The sequence below is a fragment of the Oleiphilus sp. HI0061 genome (genome assembly GCF_001635675.1).
The window spans coordinates 1-2292 of sequence record NZ_LWFE01000961.1; the positions used below are offsets into that span (position 1 = coordinate 1).

General features: G+C 44.3%; 2 protein-coding genes and 1 pseudogene. 1 reads left to right on the top strand and 2 read right to left on the bottom strand.

Going from position 1 to position 2292, the window contains the following annotated elements; genetic code table 11:
* Nucleotides 1-215 (top strand): hypothetical protein (locus tag A3735_RS31890; protein ID WP_231882542.1); only part of this gene is annotated, 215 nt, incomplete at its 5' end.
* Here the strand turns inward: A3735_RS31890 and A3735_RS11220 are convergent.
* Both A3735_RS11220 and A3735_RS11225 read right to left on the bottom strand, forming a co-directional pair.
* Nucleotides 195-1970, bottom strand: a complete 1776-nt coding sequence (locus A3735_RS11220; RefSeq protein ID WP_068509484.1) for a sugar phosphorylase — start codon at nt 1968-1970, stop codon at nt 195-197. The two genes, A3735_RS31890 and A3735_RS11220, sit on opposite strands and share 21 nt — an antisense overlap.
* A pseudogene (locus A3735_RS11225) lies at nt 1967-2248 on the bottom strand (glycosyl transferase); the annotation flags it as partial. The gene A3735_RS11220 and the pseudogene A3735_RS11225, both read right to left, overlap by 4 nt.
* Between the last annotated feature and the right edge of the window lie 44 nt (nt 2249-2292).

The following is a 2292-nucleotide window of genomic DNA, read 5'->3' on the forward strand; positions in this document are numbered from 1 at the left end:
ATAGAGTGCATAATTTTCCTTTCCATTTAACGATAGGTGTTTTTACTGAAGAGGGAATTATGTTTCGAGAGTGCTACAAATTTATGTCTCTTTTAAGTCACTTTGGTGACGGTACTTATATGCAAGGAGTGGAGCCTTCCTGTTTCTATAGAAAAATGACTAGTCGAAACAGGAGGCGAGTTGATTTAGCCGGGCTAGAGAGCACAGAGGTTTGATAACCAGATTGTCTGATAAGGCGCTAAATCGATTGTGTTATCAGCTTTGCTAAGCTCTTGCCCACTGATTAAGTTGCACCATGCTTGAGTATCGACCAGATTAATGTCAGCTATCGCAAGTTGCTGTGACTCCTTGCTGATGTTCGATATACAAAAAATGCTTTGCTTTCTGTCTGGAGACTGACGCCAATAGGCGAATATTTTATCCCCCAGGTGCAAAGTGAATTGCACTGCATTAGGGTGAAAGGCAGCATGTTGTTGTCGGATTTTTAGCAGACGTTTTATTTCGCTGAAGACACGCTGGTGATGCGTGTTTTCGTTAAGCTGCGTAGTTAAATCTGTATAGTCCCACTGGTGTCTGTTAATAGATCGATTATGGCCGGTGTTCTCCATTCGCTTATAGTCGTTTTGGGTGGCTAGCAAGCTATGGACATAAATACCCGGAATGCCCTCTAAGCCAAACATAATGGTATGTGCACAGAGAAAACGTTCGATACCGAATTGATCTTTTCCTTCTGTCGTGCCTTGTAGCGCATCGAATAGTGAGATATTGATTTCGTATGGTTTGCGAGAAGGCGTTTCGGTATTTCGACCATCTACGCTGTCCAGTGCTCGCCATGAGATTTGTCCTCCGAAGCTTTGCATGGTTTCTACTAGATTTTGTACCTCATCTTCGTTGAGAATTCCTTCAATTGGCCGTAAGCCAATACCGTCATGAGAGGCAATGAAGTTGAAATAGCAAGTGCCGTGCTGTGCCGGAGGCATGCTCATCAGCCACAGCTTCAAGTGATGACAGTTCCCACTGATTAAGGTATTCAGCAATAAGGGGGGCAAAGCGAAGTTATAAACACAATGCGCTTCGTTAGCATTACCAAAGTACGACAAGTTTTCTCTATTGGGAATGTTAGTCTCAGTGATAATAATGGCATCGGGCTGAGCATGTTCGATTAACAAACGAAGCAGGCGAACGACGTTATGTGTTTCTTCCAGATTGATACTGCTAGTACCGGCACGCTTCCATAGAAAGGCAATAGCATCCAGGCGAAATACTCGAACGCCCATATCGAGGTAGTGTCTAATGATCTTGATGAATTGCAGTAATACCCGAGGGTTTCTGAAATCGAAGTCGACCTGATCATGACTAAAGGTACACCATACGTGTTGCGTGCCGTAAGGCGTTTCAGTTTTTCTAAGTAGTGGGCTTGTTCTGGGCCTAACGACAGCGCTTAGGTCTGTTTCCGGGTCTTCGGTAAAAAAGTAATCGTGTCCAGGGCCTTCGGCTTTAATAAAGTTCTGAAACCAGACACTACGGCTAGAGCAATGGTTAATCACCAGATCACTCATAAGCTTATAGTGGCTGGCGATGTCCTGGATATCGGGCCAATCGCCTAAGGCTTCATTAACGCTTGAAAAATCCATGACCGCAAAGCCATCGTCTGAGCTATAGGGGAAAAAAGGCAGGATATGAACTGAATTAATGGTGCTTTCACAGTGCTCGTCAAGAAAGTGCTTGAGTGTATGGAGAGGTTTTTCCCCATCGACAAGAAATGTGTCGCCATAAGTAATCATGCACGTTGTTGATTGATCCCATAATGTCTGGTGATCCCCTGGTGTCTGGCAGCTAGTATCTAGCCTCATTTCCTTAAGCGCGCTATCTGTTAGAGAGGCGGTGCTCTCGTTTAGTTCGATGTCATGATAAATAACGTCCAGCAAGTGTTGAGCTTGCTGGACTAGAGCCGAGTATATAGAGTTCATTGTGAGAAAAACTCCTTATTGTCAGCCTCCACCGCTGCATATAGTCTTTCGAGAATATCGGGCTTGGCGCTAATAACTCTGTTCCAACTAGGAATGAAAGGGGTATCCATCGGCTTCTCGAGGAAGGCTTCACCAGCTTTCATGATGTTGTGAGCAAAAAGCTCGACGGCTTTTTCTTCCTGATGAATATCCAGCGACAAGCCATTCATCAAAGCATCGTTGTGATAAGTTTCGACAAAATCGAGCGCGATTCTAAAGTAGGTCGCTTTAATTGAGCGGTGGAGGCTGACAATAAGGAGTTTTTCTCACAATGAACTCTATA